This is a genomic window from Paracoccus haeundaensis, assembly GCF_006239215.1.
Lineage (GTDB): Bacteria > Pseudomonadota > Alphaproteobacteria > Rhodobacterales > Rhodobacteraceae > Paracoccus > Paracoccus marcusii.
The window spans coordinates 1-1,562 of record NZ_VDDC01000096.1 but is presented as its reverse complement, the minus strand read 5'-3'; the positions used below and the strand labels follow the sequence as shown (position 1 = coordinate 1,562).

The following is a 1,562-nucleotide window of genomic DNA, read 5'->3' as shown; positions in this document are numbered from 1 at the left end:
GCGAGGCGGCGAGCCGGGCCCGGCCCGCTCTCTCCATCAAGGGCCGTAGGGACGGGGCCGGCGACTTTGGACTTTGAAGCCATCACTCTGCTGGCGGCGGCGCGAAGGCTTGTGCCTCTGCCGCGCGCCGTTCGGCACGTCGCTCGACCCAGCCCTTCTTGCCCCGGCCAGGTTTGCCGGTCGGGGTATAGCGGGTGCGCTGTTTGCCCACTGGTCCGACCTGCGGAGGATCGACGTCCTGCTGCGTCTTGATGAAGGCCAGCACGTCGCCGAGACGCTTGTTCTCGGTGATTGCAGTATGGGTCACCCGCTGCTGAGCCGGATCGAAGATCCGGTAGGGTAGGGACAGTCCTTTCCAACGGATCTCGAACGGCCGGTCCGGCCAGGCATAGGTTTCAACATAGCGCCCGATCGCACTGCGGGCGTGCTCGCTGTCATCGAGGATGAACTTCTGTCGCTCGTAGTGGACCACGAGGCTTGCGCCAACCTGCCGCTGATCGCGAACGCAGAGGATGTCGCGGAGGCGTGATGCGGGCAGGTTGACCGGCCGGTGCAGGTTCTCGGGCCGGGCAGGGGGATGGGCAAAGCGCAGGTTGTGCCGCGCAATGAAGCCGGGCAAGAAATCGTTGCCCGCCGCCATGTCGCTGATCCCGGCCAGCCGCAGCTCCTTGACCAGCCGGTCCTGAAGTGTCCGATTGGCACGCTCTACCCGGCCCTTGGCCTGGCTACTGTTCGCGCAGAGGATCTCGATGTTCAGCTCGCTCAGGGCACGCCCGAACTGCGTCATGCCGTGCCCGCTGCGGGCCTCGGCCTTGTTCACCCGGAAGACGCTGTGTTTGTCGGAATAGAAGGCCACGGGCAGGCCATGCTCATGCAGGTAATCGGCAAGGGCCGCGAAGTAGCTCTCGGTCGACTCCGAGCGCACGAAACGCAGATGCATGAGCGCGCCAGTGGCATCGTCGATGAACACCAGCAGCGTGCAGGCGGGGCCGCGGTCCTCAAACCAGCGATGCTCCGAGCCGTCAATCTGGATCAGCTCGCCCACGGCCTCCCGCCGCAGCCGGGGTCGATGCACCCGGCGCCGCTGCGACCGGCTTTGCCAGAGCCCATCCGAGATCATCCACTTGCGCAGGGTCTCCGACGAGACACGGATGGTGTGTCGCTCAGCCAGTGTCTCGGCCGCCAAGGTCGGTCCGAAGTCCGGGTAATCGCTGCGGATAAGCGACAGGATGTAGTCGCGCTTCAGATCGCCGATCCGGTTGTTGGACGGGCGGCCGCGCAGCTTGTGCCGCACGGCCATCGCGCCATTGTCTTGCACTTCGCGGACCAGGCGTTGCACTTGTCGCTGGCTCACACCCAGCAGTTCGGCCGCCGTCGCGGTGCGCAGGCTGCCGTCCAGCACCTGCGCCAGCACCTCGATACGTTGAAGCTCGTGTTCGCTCATCAGAACAAGTCCCATGTCCAAAGCCCTCGTGCCATGCTGCGCAGCGCAGCGTCAGCCTTCAGGGCAGAGGCGACAAATCAACTTTGCCAGTTCGCGACAATTCTACTTTGCTTCTACA

1 protein-coding gene is annotated in these 1,562 nt (G+C 65.0%); it reads right to left on the bottom strand.

Annotated elements, in window-relative coordinates:
* Nucleotides 1-82: 82 nt before the first annotated feature.
* Complete coding sequence (locus FHD67_RS20115) at nt 83-1,459, bottom strand: ISNCY family transposase (protein ID WP_139599848.1); 1,377 nt, start codon at nt 1,457-1,459, stop codon at nt 83-85.
* Between the last annotated feature and the right edge of the window lie 103 nt (nt 1,460-1,562).